This window comes from Streptomyces sp. NPDC057271 (assembly GCF_042668715.1).
In the GTDB taxonomy this organism is placed as follows: domain Bacteria; phylum Actinomycetota; class Actinomycetes; order Streptomycetales; family Streptomycetaceae; genus Streptomyces.
This window is the reverse complement of sequence record NZ_JBHUYJ010000128.1, coordinates 1-19754: the sequence shown is the minus strand read 5'-3', so window position 1 is coordinate 19754 and position 19754 is coordinate 1. Positions and strand designations below refer to the sequence as shown.

The following is a 19754-nucleotide window of genomic DNA, read 5'->3' as shown; positions in this document are numbered from 1 at the left end:
GACCGGGACGCGAACGCAGGCCACAACCTGACCGCCCTCGCGGCGGCCAACCGTAAAACGGGTACCGGAGTGGCCGGAGACCCGGGCCCCGCCCTGGTGGTGGTGCCGAAGCCTCGTGGAGCCAAGCAGAAGACCCGCACCGCCCGAACCCGCAAGGGGACGGGCACGCGGGCAGCTGGCGCAACACCCCAGCAGGGGACGGAAACGAGAGATCGTCGACAGGACACCAGGCGCGAGCAACTCGCGCTCTGGTGACACCGTCACGAACCTTCCGGACGGAAACACCCGGAATGCTGAGAGTCGCTGAGACTCGAAGCAACGGGAAGGATGAGGATGTCGTCGAACGTCGGCTGGGCCGTGGGGCTGGTGGGACTGCTGTTCGCGATCGGTGGGGTACTCGCCCTCGCACGAGGCTGGATCCTGCCCCATCAGCGCAGAAGGATCCGACGCACGGCGGTGTTCGGCTGGGCGCAGCTCGTGGTCGCGGCGGCGTTCCTGCTCCACGCGGCCGAGGCGCTGCTCGTCGAGGATCCCGGCGTGGGCGTCGCGGTGGGCAACACCGGATTCGCGGCGCTGCTCTGCGGTCTCGGCCTCGCCGCGTACGCCCAGTGGCCCCGCGAGGACGACTGACGAGCAGGCCCGGCCGACGCCCGACGCCCGACGACCGCCACGGCGCCGGAACGACAGCTCGGCGATTCGTTCGGGTGTCTCCAGCGGGCGCGCCTGACCACGCCGGGTTCGAATCGGAGCATGGCTCCCTACGACAGGCTCCGCACCGACGGCCGTGCGCAGTCGCTGGAGAACGGCACCTGGTGGTACGCCGCCGTCGCTGGTGAAGCGGCCGACTCCTTCAGTGCCCGGGTACGCAAGCGGATGCGCCGCGCCTGCCTCGGCTCGGTGCTTCTCATGGCGGTCGTCTACGCAGGACTCGTCCTGACCGCGACGGGCCAGCGCTGGGAGAACGCCGTCCTCGCCGGCCGCTTCACCGACGAGACGCTCGCCGCCGCCCACGTGGCGAACCGCACCCTCCAGCACGTCACCGTCTCCTCCCTCGCCGTCACCCTGCTCGTCCTGACAGCGGTCGGGATGCTGCGCCGGCGCTACGCGCTCACGGTCACCGCCCTGGGCACCGTCGTCGCCTCCCTCTTCCTCGCCGAGGTGCTGGGGCGCTTCCTCCTGGCCCGTCCGGACCTCGTCGAGGCCCCGGCGCACCTGGCGCCGAACAGCTTCCCCAGCGGGCACACCGCGATCGCGATGAGCGTGATGTTCGGGCTCACCCTCGTGGTCCCCTACCGGGCGCGCGGTCTCGCCGTGGGCCTGTGCGCTCTGTGGGCCATGGCCGTGGGCGCGTACACCGTGGCAGCCGGATGGCACCGGCCCAGTGACGTGATCGGCGCCTACCTGCTCGTCCTCGCCGTGGCCTGCGGGCTGATCGCGCTCCTCGCCCGCCGCGGCAAGGTCGCCCCCGCGCGCACACGCCGTTTCCCGGTGCGCACCGTACTCGTCGTGGTGCCCCTCGCCCTCGTCGCCATGGGCGGCCTCGGCAGCGGGACCGTCCTCCTCGTCGACTCCATGTACGTCCTGGAGCCCACGGACCCGTCCGTCCCGCGCCTCGCCTACCGGGCCGGGCAGGCCCTCGTCGCCGGGGCGGGCGCGGCGGTCACGCTCGTGCTGCTCGCCCTGCTCCGCCGCGTCGACCTGGGCGCCTCGCCCGTCCCGTACCGGCTCACGGGCGTCGTGGCGACGGAGTCGACAGGGCCCTTTCCCACCGAGGCCGATCACGAGATATCTTGATGTCGAGCAATCTCGCAGACGCAGACGTGGAGCGGAGCACACCCGGTGACTGACTCGACCATCATCTACACCCACACTGACGAGGCGCCTGCCCTGGCGACGTACTCGTTCCTGCCCGTGATCCAGGCGTACGCCTCGACGGCCGGAGTCAATGTCGAGACCCGTGACATCTCCCTGGCCGGGCGCATCATCGCCGGATTCCCCGAGCGTCTCGAAGAGGGGCAGCGCATCGACGACGCCCTCGCCGAGCTCGGCGCGCTGGCCAAGACGGCCGAGGCCAACATCATCAAGCTGCCGAACATCTCGGCGTCCATCCCGCAGCTGAAGGCCGCGATCGCCGAGCTCCAGGCGCAGGGCTACGCCCTCCCCGACTACCCGGACGACCCGCAGACCGACGAGGACAAGGACGTCCGCGCACGGTACGACAAGGTCAAGGGCAGCGCCGTCAACCCGGTCCTGCGCGAGGGCAACTCCGACCGCCGCGCCCCCGGCTCGGTCAAGAACTACGCCAAGACCCACCCGCACCGCATGGGCGCCTGGAGCTCGGACTCCAAGACCAACGTGGCGACGATGGGCCAGGACGACTTCCGCTCCACCGAGAAGTCCGCCGTCGTCACCGAGGCCGGCGCCCTGCGCATCGAGCACGTCGCCGCCGACGGCACCACGACCGTCCTGCGCGAGTCGGTCCCCGTCCTCGCCGGCGAGGTCGTCGACGCCTCCGTCATGCGCGTCGCCGCCCTGCGCACCTTCCTCTCCGAGCAGGTCGCCCGCGCCAAGGCCGAGGACGTCCTCTTCTCCGTGCACCTCAAGGCCACGATGATGAAGGTCTCCGACCCGATCGTCTTCGGTCACGTCGTGCGCGCCTTCTTCCCGAAGACCTTCACCGCGCACGGCGCGGCGCTCGCCGCCGCGGGCCTCTCCCCGAACGACGGCCTCGGCGGCATCCTCAACGGCCTGGCCGCCCTCCCGAACGGCGCCGAGATCAAGGCGTCCTTCGACGCCGAGATCGCCGAGGGCCCGGCCCTCGCCATGGTCGACTCCGACAAGGGCATCACCAACCTGCACGTGCCGTCCGACGTCATCGTCGACGCCTCGATGCCGGCCATGATCCGCACCTCCGGCCACATGTGGGGCCCGGACGGCCAGGAGGCCGACACCCTCGCCGTCCTCCCGGACAGCAGCTACTCGGGTGTCTACCAGGCCGTCATCGAGGACTGCCGCGCCCACGGCGCCTTCGACCCGTCGACCATGGGATCCGTCCCGAACGTCGGTCTGATGGCGCAGAAGGCCGAGGAGTACGGCTCCCACGACAAGACCTTCGAGATCGCCGCGGCCGGCACCGTCCGCCTCGTCGACGGAGCGGGCGACGTGGTCCTGGAGCAGGAGGTCGCCGAGGGCGACATCTTCCGCGCCTGCCAGACCAAGGACCTGCCGATCCAGGACTGGGTCAAGCTCGCCGTCACCCGTGCCCGCGCCACCGGCGTGCCGGCCGTCTTCTGGCTGGACGAGACCCGCGCCCACGACGCGCGGCTGATCGCCAAGGTCGAGCAGTACCTGCGGGAGCACGACACCGAGGGCCTGGAGATCAAGATCCTCTCCCCGGTGGAGGCCACGAAGTTCTCCCTGGAGCGCATCCGCCGAGGCGAGGACACCATCTCCGTCACCGGCAACGTCCTCCGTGACTACCTGACCGACCTCTTCCCGATCCTGGAGCTGGGCACCAGCGCCAAGATGCTGTCGGTCGTCCCGCTGATGGCGGGCGGCGGCCTCTTCGAGACGGGCGCCGGCGGCTCCGCCCCGAAGCACGTCCAGCAGCTCGTCAAGGAGAACTACCTCCGCTGGGACTCGCTGGGAGAGTTCTTCGCCCTGGCCGCCAGCTTCGAGCACCTGGCCACCACCACGGGCAACGCCCGCGCCCAGGTCCTGGCCGACACCCTCGACCGCGCCACCGGCACCTTCCTCAACGAGGACAAGTCGCCGACCCGTCGCGTCGGTGGTATCGACAACCGTGGCAGCCACTTCTACCTGGCCCTGTACTGGGCCCAGGAGCTGGCCAGGCAGTCCGACGACGTGCAGCTCGCGGAGGCCTTCGCGGGCCTGGCCAAGACCCTGACCGAGCAGGAGGAGACCATCGTCTCCGAGCTCAACGCGGTCCAGGGCTCCCCGGCCGAGATCGGCGGCTACTACCAGCCCGACCCCGCCAAGGCCGCGGCCGTGATGCGTCCGTCCGCCACCTTCAACGAGGCCGTCGCGTCCCTCGTCTGATCGCGGAACGACAGCTCAGCCGCCCCGGCCGGAATTCCTCCGGCCGGGGCGGTCCCGTCGGTGGCGCATGTGCCATCCGGGTGTGAACCTGGATGGATGAGCTGGGCTTCATGGACGACCCCCGGCGTCTACACCGGGCGCGGTGGGGTGCTCACCGACGAGGTCGGAGCGGTCACGGGCGACCTGACCGTGCACACCACCTGGGCAGATGGGGAAGCACGCGTAGCCGTGCAGTACAGCGGTGCCTCCGACTGGTTCACGATGTCGGGAAGTCCGGTGCCGTGCTCCTCCGAGACGGAGAGCCGCGAACTCCACGAGGCCGCCGTCGAGGCCGTACGGGCAGGGCACGAGGCGACCGTGCCGTATCTGCCCCACCCACCCGCATAGCCGGCTTCGCGGCCCGGTAACGTCGCGTCCCCGGCCGCGAAGTGTTATTCCACCCGCTCCCACGGGTCTCCTCACGACGGGGACGGACAGACCCAGGCACGAGGGAGCAGGGCACATGCACAGCGACGAGCGCGGTACGGCCGCACTGGTGGACGCGGCCGCGGCCGGAGACACCGACGCCGGCGAGCTGCTGATACGCGCCTACCTTCCGCTGGTCTACAACATCGTCGGCCGGGCGCTCGACGGGCACGCGGACGTCGACGACGTCGTCCAGGAGACGATGGTCCGCGCCCTCGACGGGCTCCCCGGGCTCCGCGACCCCGAGCGCTTCCGGTCCTGGCTCGTCGCCATCGCGATGAACCAGATCCGCCGGCGCTGGCGCGAACGCCAGAACGGACCCGTCCCCGGCCTCGACCGGGCCGCCGAGCTCGCCGACCCCGGCGGTGACTTCGTCGATCTGACAATCCTGCGGCTCGGGCTCTCCGGGCAGCGGCGCGAGGTCGCCGAGGCCACCCGCTGGCTCGACGAGAGCGACCGTGAGGTGCTCGCCCTGTGGTGGCTGGAGGCCGGTGGCGAACTCAGCCGCGCGGAGCTGGCCGAGGCCCTGGAGGTCACCACCGCGCACGCGGCCGTCCGCGTCCAGCGGATGAAGGAACGGCTGGAGACGGGCCGGGAGGTCGTGCGCGCCCTGGCAGGGCGGCCGCCCTGCGCGGAGCTGGCGCAGCTCACCGCCGACTGGGACGGCCGGCCCTCCCCGCTCTGGCGCAAGCGCCTCGCCCGCCATGTGACGAGCTGCGCCCGGTGTGTCCCGGCCGGCGCGAACCTCGCCCCGGCCGAGGCGCTGCTGGTGGGCCTCGCCCTCGTACCCCCGCTCCTGCTCTGGGCCGCGCCGTCGCCGGGGACCGAGACGGCCGCCTGGGCGGGGAACCCGGTGGACCCGAGCCCGCACCCGAGCACGGGATCCGAAACGACTCCGTACGCGGGTGCGCCGGCGGACCCGGTGGCCGGCCAGGCCGCGGGGCCGGCCCCGGGCGGAAGCGCCGTCCCGCCCGGGGGTGCCGATCCGATGCCCCTGGACCCCGGGGCCGGGACGAGCGGGGCGGCCGGGGGCTCGCTGCGGCGGGCCTGGGTCGCCGGGGCGGTCACCCTCGGTGTGCTCGGCGGGATCATCCTGCTGGTGCCCGCCGAGCCGGAGTCCCGAGCACCCGCGCCCCCCGTCACGCCCGCGGCGGCCCCGCCCCCGGCCCCGACCACCACCCCGCCCCAACCGAGCCCCACCACCCCCTCGCCCACCCCGACCCCGACCCCGACGCCCACCCCGACGCGGACGGCAACCCCCGAGGAGCGGCTGAACCGCCTGGTCAACCAGCGGCGGGCGCAGGCGGGGTGCAAACCCCTGAGGACCGATCACCGGCTCGCCGAGGCGGCCCGCGCCTACGCCCGGGACATGGCGCGCCGCGGCTACTACGGACACAGCAGTCCCGAGGGCCGCTTCGCCGACACGCGGATCACGGCCGCCGGGTACGCCTGGTCCGCCTGGGCCGAGAACCTGGCGCGCGGCGCGTCCGACCCGGCCGCCGTCTTCGACGGCTGGATGGACGGCGCGATGCACGAACAGAACATGCTGGACTGCCGCTACCGCGACACCGGTGTCGCCGCCGTGCCGGGGCCCGACGGCACGGTCTGGGTGCAGAAGCTGGCCACGCCCGCGTCCTGAACCCGTACCGCCGCACCGGGCCGCCGGATCAGCGCCGGATGCCGAAGTTCTGCACCCACCAAGGGCCGTTGGAGGTCAGCGCCACCCCGACGCCGAGGTCCTTGAGCGAGCAGTTGAGGATGTTGCGGCGGTGCCCGTCGCTGTTCATCCAGTCCTCCATGGCCTCGACGGGCGTCCTGGGCCCGCGGTGGATGTTCTCCGCCCAGCTCGACCAGGTGTACCCGGCGGCCGTGATGCGGTCGCCCGCGTCCCGGCCCTCGGGGGTGGTGTGGCCGTAGTAGTCGCGGTCCGCCATGTCGTCCGCGTGGGCCTGTGCCGATTCATGGAGCCGGCCGTCGGCCCGCAGCGGGGAGCAACCGGCCTTCCCCCGCTCGCTGTTGGCGAGCGCGACGACCTGCTGGATGAACTGAGCGGCCTTCCCGTCACCGCCCGACTTCGGCCCCGCGACCACCGCCTGACCGGGTGCGAGGGCCTGAGAAGGCGCCTGGACCGGCGGCGCCGAGGCCGACGCGGACTCCTTCGCGGCAGGTGCGGGGGCCGGGGGCGCGGACCGGGGCGGCGAGGGCGTCACGGACGGGGTGCTCCCGGTGGTGGTGGCCCCGGTGGCGGCGGCGCCGGCCGGGGTGAGTGTGGCGGGCGCCGGTGAGGACGGCCCCGTCGGCGGCGGCGCGGACCTCCCGATGAGGGGCGCCACATTCGTCAGGGCGACCCCCTCCGAACGGGTGTCCGTTCCCGACGGGCTCCCCAGGGACGCCACGTACGCCCCCGTCGCAACCGTCAGCACCGCCGTGGCCGCGCCCACGAGCGCCACGGCCGTACGGAACGACGGCGCCCGGCCGAAACGGCGCCGAGGACTCCCGCCTCTGCGGTGCCGGCCGCCGCCGTGCGTCCGCTGCTCGTCGGGGCGTGGCTCGTCGTGGTGCTCCATGGGCTCCGCTCTCTTCTCCGGGGCCGCCGGATGGTCCGGCGGTGGGGGAGAGCCGCCGGGGCGGCGGTCATAACCCTTTCCGGGTCAGGACCAGCCGACACACCGCGTCAACCTGCCGCGTCACCCCGCCGGGTCAACCCTCGGCGCCAGCGCATCACTCGTGCGGCACGACCGCCACCGGGCACGGAGCCAGATGGAGCGCCGCGTGCGCCACCGAACCGATCCGCGGGCCGATCGCCCCACGCCGGGCCCGGCGCCCGACCACGAGCAGACGCGCGTCGCCCGACGAGCTGAGCAGCACCTCCCCGGCGCTCCCGATCTCCACCTGCTCCGTCACCCGGACCTCCGGGTACCGCTCCCGCCAGGGCGCCAGAGCCTCGCGCAGGGCCTTCTCCTCGTACGGGACGAGCCCGCCGGCCTCGTCGGCGAGCGCCATCGACCCCGGGCTGTAGGCGTACAGGGACGGCAGGCTCCAGGCCCGCACGGCCCGTACGGACGCCCCGCGCGCCGCCGCCGTCGCGAACGCGAACCCCAGGGCGGGGGCGCTGTCGTCCGGCCCGCCCAGCTGGCCGACGACGATCTCGCCGCCCTCGGGGGCCGGCTCCTCGCCGCCGTGCGCACGGACCGCCACGACCGGCCGCGTGGTGCCCGCGATGATCTGCTGACCGTGCGAGCCGAGCAGGAACCCCGCCACCGCGCCGTACCCGCGCGAGCCGATGACGAGCATCTCGGCCCGCTCCTCGGTGCTCAGCAGCGCGGCGACCGGTGCGTCGGGAAGGACCTCGGCGGTGAGGGCGAGGCCGGGAAACCGCGAGGCGATCGTCGACTCGGCCCCACGCACCACCTTGTCGGCGAGGTGCTCCTGGTGCACCGGGTCCTGCGTCAGCGGGAGGTCGAAAGGCTGCGGCCGCCAGGCATGGACCAGCCGCAGGGCGAGTCCGCGGTGCACGGCCTCCCGCGCGGCCCAGTCCGCCGCTGCCAGACTCTCGGGCGAACCGTCCACTCCGGCGACGATCCCACGGCTCATCAGGGCTGCCTCCCTCACTCGACGACTCCGGCCTGTCGACCGGAGCCTTTCCGCCCCAGCTTGGGTCAAACGGCCGCTCGGCGAGAGGGCCGGAGGTCCCGACACGCCGACCCGGACGCCCCGCGAGCAGGCCGCGGCGCCATGGCCGGAGGCGGCTCGCCGTCCGCCGGCCAGAGGGAACGGGTCCTCGCGACCGAGCGCGTCGTCCGGACGTCGCAGGCCGCCGGCCCGCCCCGCCGTGGCGCCCTCCAAGGCGCCGCGCGGCAGCGGAAGCGGCACCGACCGCTCCAGCACCCTCGCCGGTGCTCAGACGGAGGAGGGGGCCCAGTCCTTCCTGACCTCGAAGCGGTAGGTGCTCCGGTCGAGCACCCGCCCCTCGCCGTCGACGAGCGCCGCGTCCACCTCGTACAGACCCCGGGCCCGTGGGCCGTTCGGCACCCGCTCGGGCGGGAGCGCCAGCTCGTACGGGCCGCCGTGCCGGAAGTCCCCGAGCGCCACCTCGCGGCCGCCGAGTTCGGCCCCGGCCCGGTGCCTGACGTCGACCACCTTCAGGCCGGCCACCGATGAGCCGTCAACCCGGAAGCGGAGCACGGCCCGGCACTCCGTGCCTTCCTTCACCGTGAACGGGGCGGCCGCCTTCTCCGCCGCGGGTACCGGAACGGAGATGTCCTCGTGTCCCGTGTACTGGAGCTCCAGCCCGAGCAACCGGACGGCGGGGCGTTCCCGGGGAGGGACGGCCGGGGCCGTGTCGGCGAGGGAAACCATGGTGTACGCGCCTCCCGGGGCAGGGCCTCGCGAACGAGGGGGCGATACGACGCACCAGCGGCTACCCGATTTCCTCCCCGCGCATGCGGGTGGGTCGGACCTGGCGCGGCGGGCGGCGCGGTGAGGGAGGACCGCCCGTGTCTCTCAGCCTACGCGGCGCCCGCTGAGCGGCCCGGTGGCGTCCCCGCTCCCCGCCCGTACACCCCGCAGAAAGGCACCCAGTGCCTCCAGCGAGGTCGAGGACGGCTCCCATTCGAGTTCCCGCCGCGCCCGGTCCGGAGCGAGCAGCGGAAGCCTCAGCACCGCGTCGAAGAGGTCGGGCGAGGCCGGCGCCACCCGCAGGTGCCAGGCGGCCGCGAGCAGGCTCCGCGCCGCGCTGCTCGGCACCTTCACGGGCCGCGCGTCGAGGAGCGAGGAGAGCGCCGCGGTGTCGATCACCGGGTCCGCCGCGAGGTTGAAGGGGCCCCGCACGTCCCGTACGAGCGCACGGCGGTACGCGTCGGCCGCGTCGTCCGTGTGCAGCGCCTGGAAGCGCAGCCCCCGCAGCTCCGGCAGGAGGGGCAGCAGATCGGGGCGGAAGAGCCGGCCCGGGAAGTACCGGCCGGCGAAGATCCGCCGCTGCTCGCTCGCCGCCTCCTCCTTGAAGAGGAAGCAGGGCCGCATCCGGACCACGCGGGTCTGCGGGTGATCGCGCTCGAAGGTGTCCAGGACGCGTTCCAGGTACGCCTTCTCGCGGGTGTACGCGGCGCCCGGCCAGCCGTGGGTCGGCCACGACTCCGAGACGGGCGGGCCGTTCTCCGGCCCGGGTGAGTAGGCACCGACGGACGAGGCGTACACCAGGGCCGGCACGCGCGCCGCCGCCACCGCGTCGAAGACCCGCAGCGACCCGAGGACGTTGGAGCGCCAGGTCTCGACGGGGTCGTGGGTCGGCTGGAACCGCCATGCCAGATGGACCACCGCGTCGGCGTCGGCGATGTACTCGGCGAGCCGCGGCTCGTCGCTCTCCAGCGAGAGGTCCACCTCGGCCCACTCGGTCTTCTCCAGCGTCAACGAGGGCGTGCGGCGCGCGAGTCCGAGGACGGAGCCGATCCGGGGTTCGCGCGCCAGGACACGCGTCAGGCTCGTCCCGACGTTGCCCGTGGCACCCGTGACGACGACCTTCAGTCCCGTACTCGCCTTCATGAATCGACCTTCCGCCATTCCCGGCGGAAGCGCACGTCGGCCGCACCCGGTGACGGTTCGTGTCCGTATGGGTCGCGCGGGTGACGCGGTGACCCGAATATGGAGCGACGGAGGGAGTGGGGGCCGCGCCAGGAGGAGCATGATGTTGCTGCCCGACAGAAACAAGATCGACCGGCTGCTGCGGCACTACCGGGCCCAGGAGAGGGTGGTCCTGGCCCGGCCGTGCGACCTGTCGATGCGCAGGCGGTTCGAGGACACGGCGTACACGCTGTGCGTGCTGATGGGGGAACGGACCCCGCGCGAGGCCGTACACGCCGCCGAGCGGTACGTGGGAGGGACGGGCTCCGCACCGCGGCAGGCGCGGGAAGGGGCCCCGGCTCCTGACGGCCACGGCGTTCCGGGGCGCCTCGTCCCGGCCGATGGGGCGAGAGCCGCGTGGCGGGGTGCTGCCGGGGCATGAGAGGGATAGAACCGTGACTCCGTACGAGCATGGAGGGAGGCGGGTGATCCGATGACGTCGGAGCGGTTCGCCGTCACGGCCGAACCCGGACCGCAGCCCGGTGCCGTGGTGCTCTCCCTGACAGGGGAGCTCGACCACGACACCGCGGACACACTGCGGAGCGCTCTGGAGGAGCGGACCGGTGCCGAACGGATCCTGGTCGACTGCGAGAAGCTGCGCTTCTGCGACTCGACCGGCCTGAACGTGCTGCTCCGCGCCCGCCTGGCCGCCCTGGAGGAGGGCGGTCGCCTGGAACTGGCCGGCCTCCGCCCGCCCGTAGCCCGCATGTTCGAGATCACGGGGGCGCGGACGGTGTTCCGGGTGTACGAGAACGTGGCCGAGGCGATCGGCGAGCGGCGGGCCGGCGGCTAGGCGCGGATGGCGGAGGGCGTCGTGGGCGGGAAAGCCGTGGACGAGGGACAGGTGCGGCGGCTGGTGCTGTTCGGGACCAAGGGCGTCGTGATGCGCTGCCGCGACTTCACCGCCGAGGCGCTCGGCGACTGGGGCTGGATCCCGGCTGAGGGTGACGAGGGGCGTGAGCGGGTGGAGGACGTCCTGCTCCTGGTCTCCGAGGTCGTCACCAACGCCTGCCTTCACGCCGACGGCCCCGAGGAACTCGTCCTGCACCGCCGCGGCGACCACCTGCGGGTCGAGGTCTCCGACGGGAACCCCGAGCACCCGCGTAGGCGCCAGCCCCGCGCCCCCTCGCTGCCCGGTGGCCACGGACTGATGGTGCTGGACCGCCTGGCGGGGGCCTGGGGCTCCGAATCCCGCGCCCACGGCAAGGTCGTCTGGCTGGAGGTCACCCTTCCCACACCTCACGCCGACGGCCGCTGAACCGGGCGGTTCGGCCGTGTGCGGGGGCACGCTCTCACCGCGTGTAGGGCACGCTCTCAGCGCCTGTAGGGCACGCCCTCACCGCGTGTAGGGGTACGCCCTCAGCGGCCCGGCACGGCCTGGTGTTCCGTGGGGTCCTGCAGGAGGCCCGTCCGGAGTTCGTCCAGGATGCGGGCCAGCAGGCGCGAGATGTGCATCTGCGAGAGGCCGAGCCGTTCGCCGATCTCCGCCTGGGTCAGCTCCTCGCCGAACCGGAGCGCGAGTATCCGGCGGTCGCGCTCGTCAAGCCCCGTGATCAGCGGCTTCAGCGACTCCAGCGCGTCGATCAGCTCGAAGGCCCGCTCCTCTTCGCCGAGCCGCCGCGCGCCCGCGGTGACGGTCGACTCCTCGTCCCCGGCCGGAGTGTCGAGCGACCGGGCGACGTAGCCGTTCGAGGCCTGCTCGCCCTCGGCCACGCTCTCCTCGTCGATCCGCAGATGGTCGGAGAGCTCCGCCCGCGTCGGGCGCCGGCCGAGCCGCTGCTCCAGCGTGTCCACGGCCTTCGCCAGCTCGATGCGCAGCTCCTGGAGCCGGCGCGGCACTTGGACGGCCCAGCTCGTGTCACGGAAGAAACGCTTCATCTCGCCCACGATCGTGGGCAGCGCGAACGCCGAGAACTCCACGTCCCGGCTCACCTCGAACCGGTCGATCGCCTTGATCAGACCGATCGTGCCGACCTGGACGATGTCCTCCGTCGGCTCGGCCCGGTTCCGGAACCGGCGGGCGGCGAACTTCACCAGGCTGAGGTTCAGCTCGACGAGGGTGTTCCGCACGTACGCGTGCTCCGGCGTGCCCTCCTCCAGGGCCTCCAGGCGGGTGAACAGGGCGGTGGAGAGGGTCTGCGCGTCTGTCGTGCTCACTTCGGTGGGCCGGTCGATCTCGGGCAGACCGCCCAGTGCGCGCTCGCGCACGGCCGCTGTCTCGTCGGCCCTGGTACGGGTCGTGACGGTGGGCTTGCGGGGGGTGGACATGAGGGCTCCCTCGACGGGATGGGGTTGAGCCTCAGCCACCGGAGGGGCGGCCGGCTCCGTCGTTCGAGCGTCCACAGGCAATCATTCCCGTTCCTTCCGGTTTGACACGAGATGACCGGGAAGCGGAGACGTATGACGAGCGTATCGAGGAGCGGGGTGACGTCGCGCACGGCGGACAGGTCCCGGCACTTCACGCTGGGTGCGGGCCCGGGCGTGGTCGGTGAGTGCCGCGACCTGACCCTGCGGGCGCTCCAGGACTGGTTCGGCGCGGCGGCGGTCGTCGGGAACGTCGCCGTGGACGACATCCTGCTGCTCGTCTCAGAGGTCGTGGCCAACGCCTACGAGCACGGGGGAGCCCCGTACGAACTCCGCCTCGACCGCAACGGCCGCCGACTGCGGGTCCAGGTCAGCGACACCAGCCCGGTACACCCCCGGCCGCACGGACGGCACCGGGCGAGCCACACCTCGGGGCACGGGCTCTACCTGCTGGAACGGCTCTCCGCCGGGTGGGGCTCCGTCCCGCGCGGCCGGGGCAAGACGGTCTGGTTCGAGATGGCGGTGACTGACGCCCCCGCCCGCGCCCACCCTGCCTAGAGGCGCTGCCGACCCGGGGACGGCGTGCCTAGAGTGGAGAAGCGGAACGGCCTCCGCCCGCAGGTGCGCCCGGTACTCGAACCAGAACCCTCCGTGGCGCGGGCGCCGCGTCCGTACCGGTCTCGTACCCCTTCCGTGGAGCGTGAGGTCCGCGATGGAGAGTTCCCCCCGGCCCGCCGACCCCGAGCCGCACGCGCCCGCCTACCGACTCGGTGAGGACGGGCTCGGTGTGCTCCTGGCCGGGCTCACCGCCGTACGCGACGGTGACCTCTCCGTCCGGCTGCCCGAGTCCGCCGGAGGCATCCTCGGCGAGATCGCGTCCGTCTACAACGACATGGTCGACCAGCTCTCCCTCGTCACCTCGGAAGTCACGCGGGTCGCCAGCGAGGTGGGCGGACTGGGTCTGCTCGGCGGCCGGGCGCGCGAGCCGCGTGTGAGCGGGGTGTGGCGCGAGCTGACCTCCGGCGTCAACACGATGGCCGACAACCTGACCTCCCAGGTCCGGTCCATCGCGCAGATCGCCACCGCCGTCGCCCAGGGCGACCTCACACGGAAGATCCGCGTCGACGCGCGCGGCGAGATCCTGGAGCTGAAGGAGACCATCAACACGATGGTCGACCGGCTGTCCTCCTTCGCCGAGGAGGTCACCCGCGTCGCCCGTGAGGTCGGCACGGAGGGCAAGCTCGGCGGCCAGGCCACCGTCCACGGCGTCTCCGGGACCTGGAAGGACCTGACGGACAACGTCAACTCGATGGCCGACAACCTGACCAACCAGGTCCGCAACATCGCCCAGGTGACCACGGCCGTCGCCCAGGGCGACCTCACCAGCCGGATCGACGTCTCGGCGCGTGGCGAGATCCTGGAGCTGAAGACCACCATCAACACCATGGTCGACCAGCTCTCCTCCTTCGCCGCCGAGGTCACCCGGGTGGCCCGTGAGGTCGGTACGGAGGGCAAGCTCGGCGGTCAGGCCGAGGTCGAGGGAGTCTCCGGCACCTGGAAGCGGCTCACCGAGAACGTCAACGAACTCGCCGGCAACCTGACCCGGCAGGTCCGCGCCATCGCCGAGGTCACCAGCGCCGTCGCCGAGGGCGACCTCACCCGCTCCATCACCGTCGAGGCCCCCGGCGAGGTCGGCGACCTGCGGGACAACATCAACGCGATGGTCGAATCGCTGCGCGAGACGACCCGCGCCAACGAGGAACAGGACTGGCTCAAGACCAACATCGCCCGTATCACCGGTCTCATGCAGGGCACCCGCAGCCTCCCGGACCTCGCCGAACTCATCATGACCGAGGTACCGCCGCTGGTCTCCGCCCAGTACGGCGCCTTCTTCCTCGCCCGGCACGACGAGCGCGGCACCGAACTCGTCGTGACCGCCGCCTACGGTTCCTCCGACGAACCCGACGCCCCGGCCCGCCGCTTCCGGCTGGGCCAGTCCCTCGTCGGCCAGGCGGCCCGCGACCGGCGCACGCTCGTGGTCGAAGGGGTACCCGCCGGGTACGCCACCATCGCCTCGGGGGCCGGTTCCGGCGAACCGGCCATGCTGATCATCCTTCCGGTCGTCGTCGAGGACCAGGTCCTCGGCGCCGTCGAACTTGCCTCGCTCCGCCCCTTCGCGACCATCCACCGCGACTTCCTCGACCGGTTCGTCGACACCGCGGGCGCCGTCGTCGGCTCACTCGTCGCCAACCGCCGTACCGACGAACTCCTCGGCCAGTCCCAGCGGCTCACCGACGAACTGCGCGCCAGTTCGCAGGAACTGCAGGACCGGCAGCAGGAACTCCAGCGCTCCAACGCCGAACTGAAGGAGAAGGCGGCGCTGCTCGCCGAACGAAACAAGGACATCGAGTCCAAGAACCTCGTCATCGAACAGGCGCGGCAGGAGCTGGAGGCGCGCGCCCAGCAGCTCTCCCGGACGTCCATGTACAAGTCCGAGTTCCTCGCCAACATGAGCCACGAGCTGCGCACACCGCTCAACAGCCTTCTGATCCTGGCACGCCTGCTCGCGCAGAACCCCGAGGGGAACCTGACGGAGAAGCAGGTCGACTACGCCGAGGTCATCCACTCGGCAGGATCCGACCTGCTCCAGCTGATCAACGACATCCTCGACCTGTCCAAGGTCGAGGCGGGCAAGATGGACATCCGGCCCGAACGGTTCGCGCTGCACCAGCTCCTGGAGTACCTGGAGGCGACGTTCGGACCGGTGGCCGACGAGCGCGCGCTCACCTTCTCGGTCACCGTCTCCTCGGACGTGCCCGAGGAACTCACCACCGACGAGTCGCGGTTGCGGCAGATCCTGCGCAACCTGCTCTCCAACGCGCTGAAGTTCACCGAAGGGGGCGGGGTGGAGTTCATCATCGAGTACGCGGGCGACGACGAACCGCCTGTCGCGCTGCGGGACAGCGGGCCCGTGCTCGCGTTCCGGGTCACCGACACCGGTGTGGGTATCCCCGCCGAGCGGCTCGAAGGGATCTTCGATGCGTTCCAGCAGGGGGACGGGACGACGGCCCGCCGCTACGGCGGGACCGGGCTCGGGCTCTCCATCAGCCGGGAGGTGGCCGGACTGCTGGGTGGAGTCATCGACGTCCACTCCACCCCGGGCAAGGGCAGCCGGTTCACGTTCTACCTGCCCGCCCCACGGCCCTCCCACGCCGGAGTACGGGCGCAGGCGGACGGCACCGAAACGGGCCGCACCTCCGCCACCGTAGCCCCCGGTACGTACCCCGGCGGTGTCCAGGACCCCACGACCGCCGGCCGTACGGTGCTCGTGGTCGACGACGACGGGCGCAACGTGTACGCGCTCACCGAGGTGCTCGAACGCCACGGCGTCCAGGTGCTGCAGGCCGACGGCGGCAGGGCGGGCCTCGCCCTTCTGGAGCAGCACGACGAGGTAGAACTCGTCCTGATGGACGTGATGATGGCGGGTATGGACGGCTACGCCACGACGGAGGCGATCCGGGGCCTCCCGGGCCGCGGCGGGCTTCCCGTCATCGCCGTCACCGCCAAGGCCATGCCGGGCGACCGGGCCCGAGCCCTCGCGGCCGGCGCCAGCGACTACGTGGCGAAGCCCGTGGACGCCGACGAACTCATGGCCAAGGTCCGCCAATGGCTGAGCAGCTCGCCGCGCCGGACCGGCCCGGGGCCGTGAGCCACACCGGTCGGCCCTGACCCGCCGGCGCCCGGCCCTGTCGCGGCCCCGCACCCGCTGGGACGGATCCGTGCGACCTCGCGCGTGCCGTGACGGCGCGTGGCCCGACGGCCTGTCCTGTCGCGGCCCCGCACCCGCTGGGACGGATCCGTGCGACCTCGCGCGTTCCGTGACGGCGCTCGCCGTGACCGGACCGGACCGGGCCGTGGAGCTGCTCGCGCGGCGCCGGGCCGGAGGCGTGTACGCGGCCGGTGGCCTCGTCAGCGTACGCGTACGGCGACGAGGCTCGTGTCGTCGTCCGTGTCGCCGTCGGCGACGTCGAGCAGACGCTCCACCTGTTCGTTCGGCGGATAGCCGCTGACCAGTTCCGCCTTTGCGGCGAGGCGTGCCAGCCCGTCGTCCAGGCCGTCGTGGCGGCGCTCGACCAGCCCGTCCGTGTACAGCAGCAGCGTGTCGCCCGGCCGCAGCGCCGTGCGCCTTTCCTCGTACGTGTACGAGGGCACCGCGCCCAGCAGGATGTCCTGCGGCGGGTCGATCAGCCGCGCCGTGCCGTCGCGCACGAGCAGCATCGGCAGGTGTCCCGCGCTCGACCAGACCAGCTCCCGGTCCGCCGGGTCGTACAGCGCGCACACCGCCGTCGCGGTCGGGTATCCGCTCGTGCGCAGAGTCATCTCGTTGAGCCACCCCATCAGCCGCCGCGGCGACTCTCCGGTGCAGGCGAGCCCCCGCTGGGCGTTGTGCAGCGCGACCATGCCGGTCACCGAGTCGATCCCGTGCCCGGCGACGTCCCCGACCGCCACGAGGACCTTGCCGCTGGGCAGCGGCTGCACGTCGTACCAGTCGCCGCCCACCCGGTACTCCGCGGCGGCCGGCCGGTACCGGGCCGCCACCACGAGTCCGGGGAACTCCTGGAGGTCGGGGACCTCGGGCACGATCGCCTGCTGCAACTGCTGCGCCATCTGGTGCCGCAGCTCGGCCCGGGTCCGTACGGCCGTCAGCTGGTCGAAGGTCGCGGTCAGAGCCGCCTCCGTGCGGCGGCTCGCCGACACGTCCTGGTACACCCCCGCGAAGCCCGTGACCTTCCCGCCGTCGAGGAGCGGCTCCGCGGCCACCCGGACATGGCGGACGGTGCGGTCGCCGAGGACGATCCGCAGCACCGTCTGCGCCCCGGTGCGCCGCTCCGTCAGCACCCTGAGCAGATCGGTCAGCGCCTCCCCGTCCTCCGGGTGCACCAGCCCGCGCAACCCGAGCAGGGGTACGGGAGGCTCGTCACGACCCCGGCCGAAGAGGGCGTACGCCTGCTCCGACCACACCGTGTCGCCGCCCGTCAGGCTGTCCTGGAACAGCGCCACGCTCTGCAACCGGGACACGGCGCGCTCCGAGGCGAGCCCCGGATCGGTCGCGGCGTGCCACAGCACCACCACCCGCTCGTCCCCGGCCGGCAGGACCCGTACGTCGACCAGCGGCGGGCTGCCGTCCTCTCCGGGGGTCGCCGACGCCGGGAGCCGCGCCACGCGCTGGGTGCGCACCGTCCGGTGGGCGCGCCGCGCCAGATGGGCGATGTCGGCGTGGACACGGGGGAGGGCGAGCGCCAGGGACCGGTGGTCCTCGGGCAGGTGAGCGCCACCGAGGGCTGCCATGGCGTAGTCGTTGAGATGCTCGACGGTCGGCGGCGACGCGGGCGAGGCCACCCGCAGCAGCATCGCCGGGTGCGAGAGTGCGTCCAGGACGTCCACGAGCGCCGGAGCGCCCGACGGGGGCGAGTCCGTCGCGTCGAGCACGGTGCCCGCCACGTCCATCAGGCCGACCAGGGCCCTGCGCAGGGGCTCGTCGAACGTCGCGGGGCCCGGCCAGGCGGCCAGGGCCAGGCCGACCGTCGCGCCGCGCTGCCGCAGCGGGAGGACCGCCCGCGCCGCGCGCGGCGCGGGTCCCGGCAGCACCTCCGTGGCCGACGGGCCGGCGTCCAGCCAGACGGGTTCGCCGTCGCCGAGGACCGAGCGAAACGCGAACGGGGCCGCAGGAGGGATCCACTGCCAGGCGGCGGCCTCCGCGGCACCTGCACCGGCGTGTCCGGCCAGGCGCAGGCAGCCCCAGGCGTCCCGGCGCCAGAACCACAGGCTCTCCGCTCCGAGCGGGACGAGCCCGCCTTCGAGCAGGGCGTGTGCCGCCTCGCCGACGGTGTCCAGCGTCTCCGCCGCACTGGCCGCCTGCCGCGCCCGCCGCTCCTCGGGGGTGCTGAAGACGACGGGAGCGTCGTCCTCTGCCCGGGCGGGGGCGGACGAGGGGACGGGGGCGGCGGAGGCGGAGGTGATGGGCCCGCCGCCGGATGCTCCCGCGACGCCGTTGACGATGTCGGCGGAGAGGTCCTCGATGCCGAGCCCCGTCGCCCTGGACAGGGCGGCCAGGTGTTCCACCGCGTCGGCGGGGGAGGCGCCCAACTGGGCCGAGAGGACACCGGTGGCCAGATCGATCAGATGGCGGCGGGTGAGTTCGGCGCGCAGTCGCCGGTTCTCGGCCGACAGGCCGGCGGCCACGGGCCCCTGGGGCCCCTCCGCAGACGTCGTCACGACTCCTGCCGTCCTTCCACCGTGAGAATGTCCGTAAGATCCGTTTCGCTCAGGATTCTACCGTTGCGCGCCGTGGTGGCGTGTGTCCGAACGCCGGTTCCGGGTACGCGCACGGCGGAACATTCGGCGATCGGGTGGGAGGCGCCCGGTGAAGGAAGAAGCCGGTCTCTCGCCGCTCGAGCGGCGTGTCCTGGCCGAGATCGAGGAGGCGCTGGGCGAGGACGCCTCGCTGGAGCGCGGGCTCCGCACGCTGCGCGCGAAGGCGCGGGCTTCCGGGTGCGGGGACGGCCGGGCCACGGTCCGGCCGACCGCCGTGAGGCGGTGGCCGTCACCCTGCTGGGCGCCGTGGCCCTCGTGGTGCCGGTGCTGGCGGTCGTGACCGCCGAGCCCGCCCTGATCTGGGCTTTCGCGGCCGTGTGGGTGATCACCCTGTCCGGTCTGCTGCGCCTCGTCGTCCGCTGGTCACGACGGCTGAAGCCGAGGTCCTGGCCTTCCTGACGCCCGGCCCGGCGCCGCAGTCCGGGCCGGCCGCCCCACGTCCCCCATCGGAGAGGAGCACGCCATGCCGCGTGGATCGAGCCCCAAGCGGGAACGGCAGTACGAGCACATCAAGGAGAGCGCCCTGGACAGGGGCGAGAGCACGAAGCGCGCGAAGGAGATCGCGGCGAGGACGGTCAACAAGGAACGCGCCCGCTCCGGCGAGTCGGAGACGGCGAGCAAGAGCTCGACCGAGGACATGTCGTCCTCGAAGCGCGGCGGGCAGCGCTCGCACAGCGGCTCGCAGGGACCGACGTACGACCAGCTCTACGCCGAGGCGCAGCGGCGTGGCATCCACGGCCGCTCGTCGATGAACAAGGCCGAACTGAAGCGTTCCCTCGGCGACTGAGCGCGGAAGGGTTCCCTCGGCCGCTGAGCCCGGCCGGACGTCGGCGAGACCCGTTGATGCTCCTATTGCTGTCAAGCGGCTTGGAGCCACTTGCGGTAGGCGTGAGTGAGGTCGTCGTCCCTGCTGAGTCCTCTTTCGAGCCTGG

18 protein-coding genes are annotated in these 19754 nt (G+C 72.9%); 12 read left to right on the top strand and 6 right to left on the bottom strand.

The annotated features are described in order from the left end of the window. The first annotated feature begins 333 nt into the window (after positions 1-333). The 5 genes from ACFUJR_RS35035 (at position 334) to ACFUJR_RS35015 (ending at position 6163) form a co-directional block, all read left to right on the top strand. Positions 334-630 carry a hypothetical protein gene (locus tag ACFUJR_RS35035; RefSeq protein ID WP_383175598.1) on the top strand — a complete coding sequence of 99 codons (297 nt, stop codon included), beginning with the start codon at positions 334-336 and terminating at the stop codon, positions 628-630. 120 nt (positions 631-750) lie between these two features. Continuing rightward, positions 751-1794: a phosphatase PAP2 family protein gene (locus ACFUJR_RS35030; protein WP_383175601.1), complete on the top strand. Its 1044-nt coding sequence runs from the start codon at positions 751-753 to the stop codon at positions 1792-1794. 45 nt (positions 1795-1839) lie between these two features. Beyond that, positions 1840-4059: an NADP-dependent isocitrate dehydrogenase gene (locus ACFUJR_RS35025; protein WP_383175604.1), complete on the top strand. Its 2220-nt coding sequence runs from the start codon at positions 1840-1842 to the stop codon at positions 4057-4059. 96 nt (positions 4060-4155) lie between these two features. Further along, a complete protein-coding gene (locus tag ACFUJR_RS35020) occupies positions 4156-4446 on the top strand; it encodes a hypothetical protein (protein ID WP_383175607.1) in 291 nt (96 codons plus the stop codon). Positions 4447-4561: 115 nt separating this feature from the next. Continuing rightward, positions 4562-6163, top strand: coding sequence for a sigma-70 family RNA polymerase sigma factor (locus ACFUJR_RS35015; RefSeq protein ID WP_383175610.1), 1602 nt, complete (start codon positions 4562-4564; stop codon positions 6161-6163). A gap of 28 nt (positions 6164-6191) precedes the next feature. Here ACFUJR_RS35015 and ACFUJR_RS35010 read toward each other — a convergent pair whose 3' ends face one another. The 4 genes from ACFUJR_RS35010 to ACFUJR_RS34995 form a co-directional block, all read right to left on the bottom strand. Further along, positions 6192-7091 carry a CAP domain-containing protein gene (locus ACFUJR_RS35010; RefSeq protein WP_383175613.1) on the bottom strand — a complete coding sequence of 300 codons (900 nt, stop codon included), beginning with the start codon at positions 7089-7091 and terminating at the stop codon, positions 6192-6194. Between the two features lie 154 nt (positions 7092-7245). Next, positions 7246-8118, bottom strand: coding sequence for a universal stress protein (locus ACFUJR_RS35005; RefSeq protein ID WP_383175616.1), 873 nt, complete (start codon positions 8116-8118; stop codon positions 7246-7248). Between the two features lie 306 nt (positions 8119-8424). After that, the gene (locus ACFUJR_RS35000) at positions 8425-8883 is read right to left on the bottom strand and encodes a hypothetical protein (protein ID WP_383175619.1); all 459 of its coding nucleotides are present in this window, start codon (positions 8881-8883) and stop codon (positions 8425-8427) included. Between the two features lie 144 nt (positions 8884-9027). After that, complete coding sequence (locus tag ACFUJR_RS34995) at positions 9028-10065, bottom strand: NAD-dependent epimerase/dehydratase family protein (protein WP_383175622.1); 1038 nt, start codon at positions 10063-10065, stop codon at positions 9028-9030. 139 nt (positions 10066-10204) lie between these two features. Here ACFUJR_RS34995 and ACFUJR_RS34990 point away from each other — a divergent pair, with 139 nt between their 5' ends. From ACFUJR_RS34990 to ACFUJR_RS34980, 3 genes are read left to right on the top strand one after another with little or no spacing between them, the layout of a single operon-like run. Beyond that, on the top strand, positions 10205-10525 hold the full coding sequence (locus ACFUJR_RS34990; RefSeq protein ID WP_383175625.1) for a DUF5133 domain-containing protein: 321 nt from the start codon (positions 10205-10207) through the stop codon (positions 10523-10525). A gap of 51 nt (positions 10526-10576) precedes the next feature. Beyond that, positions 10577-10936: an STAS domain-containing protein gene (locus ACFUJR_RS34985; RefSeq protein ID WP_383175628.1), complete on the top strand. Its 360-nt coding sequence runs from the start codon at positions 10577-10579 to the stop codon at positions 10934-10936. Positions 10937-10957: 21 nt separating this feature from the next. Next, a complete protein-coding gene (locus ACFUJR_RS34980; RefSeq protein ID WP_383175631.1) occupies positions 10958-11401 on the top strand; it encodes an ATP-binding protein in 444 nt (147 codons plus the stop codon). Between the two features lie 101 nt (positions 11402-11502). Here the strand turns inward: ACFUJR_RS34980 and ACFUJR_RS34975 are convergent, their stop codons facing one another. Then, on the bottom strand, positions 11503-12411 hold the full coding sequence (locus tag ACFUJR_RS34975; protein WP_383175634.1) for a SigB/SigF/SigG family RNA polymerase sigma factor: 909 nt from the start codon (positions 12409-12411) through the stop codon (positions 11503-11505). Between the two features lie 156 nt (positions 12412-12567). Between ACFUJR_RS34975 and ACFUJR_RS34970 the strand changes: the two genes are divergently transcribed. Both ACFUJR_RS34970 and ACFUJR_RS34965 read left to right on the top strand, forming a co-directional pair. After that, positions 12568-13005, top strand: a complete 438-nt coding sequence (locus ACFUJR_RS34970) for an ATP-binding protein (RefSeq protein ID WP_383175637.1) — start codon at positions 12568-12570, stop codon at positions 13003-13005. A 154-nt stretch (positions 13006-13159) separates the two neighbouring features. After that, a complete protein-coding gene (locus ACFUJR_RS34965; protein ID WP_383175640.1) occupies positions 13160-16156 on the top strand; it encodes a HAMP domain-containing protein in 2997 nt (998 codons plus the stop codon). 260 nt (positions 16157-16416) lie between these two features. On the opposite strand, the gene ACFUJR_RS34960 is transcribed toward ACFUJR_RS34965, so the two are convergent. Beyond that, positions 16417-18723, bottom strand: a complete 2307-nt coding sequence (locus ACFUJR_RS34960; protein WP_383175643.1) for a SpoIIE family protein phosphatase — start codon at positions 18721-18723, stop codon at positions 16417-16419. Between the two features lie 276 nt (positions 18724-18999). Between ACFUJR_RS34960 and ACFUJR_RS34955 the strand changes: the two genes are divergently transcribed. Next, complete coding sequence (locus ACFUJR_RS34955; protein WP_383175646.1) at positions 19000-19221, top strand: hypothetical protein; 222 nt, start codon at positions 19000-19002, stop codon at positions 19219-19221. A 64-nt stretch (positions 19222-19285) separates the two neighbouring features. Then, entirely contained in the window at positions 19286-19609 is a 324-nt protein-coding gene (locus tag ACFUJR_RS34950) for a plasmid stabilization protein (RefSeq protein ID WP_383175649.1), read from the top strand. The last annotated feature ends 145 nt before the right edge of the window (positions 19610-19754 follow it).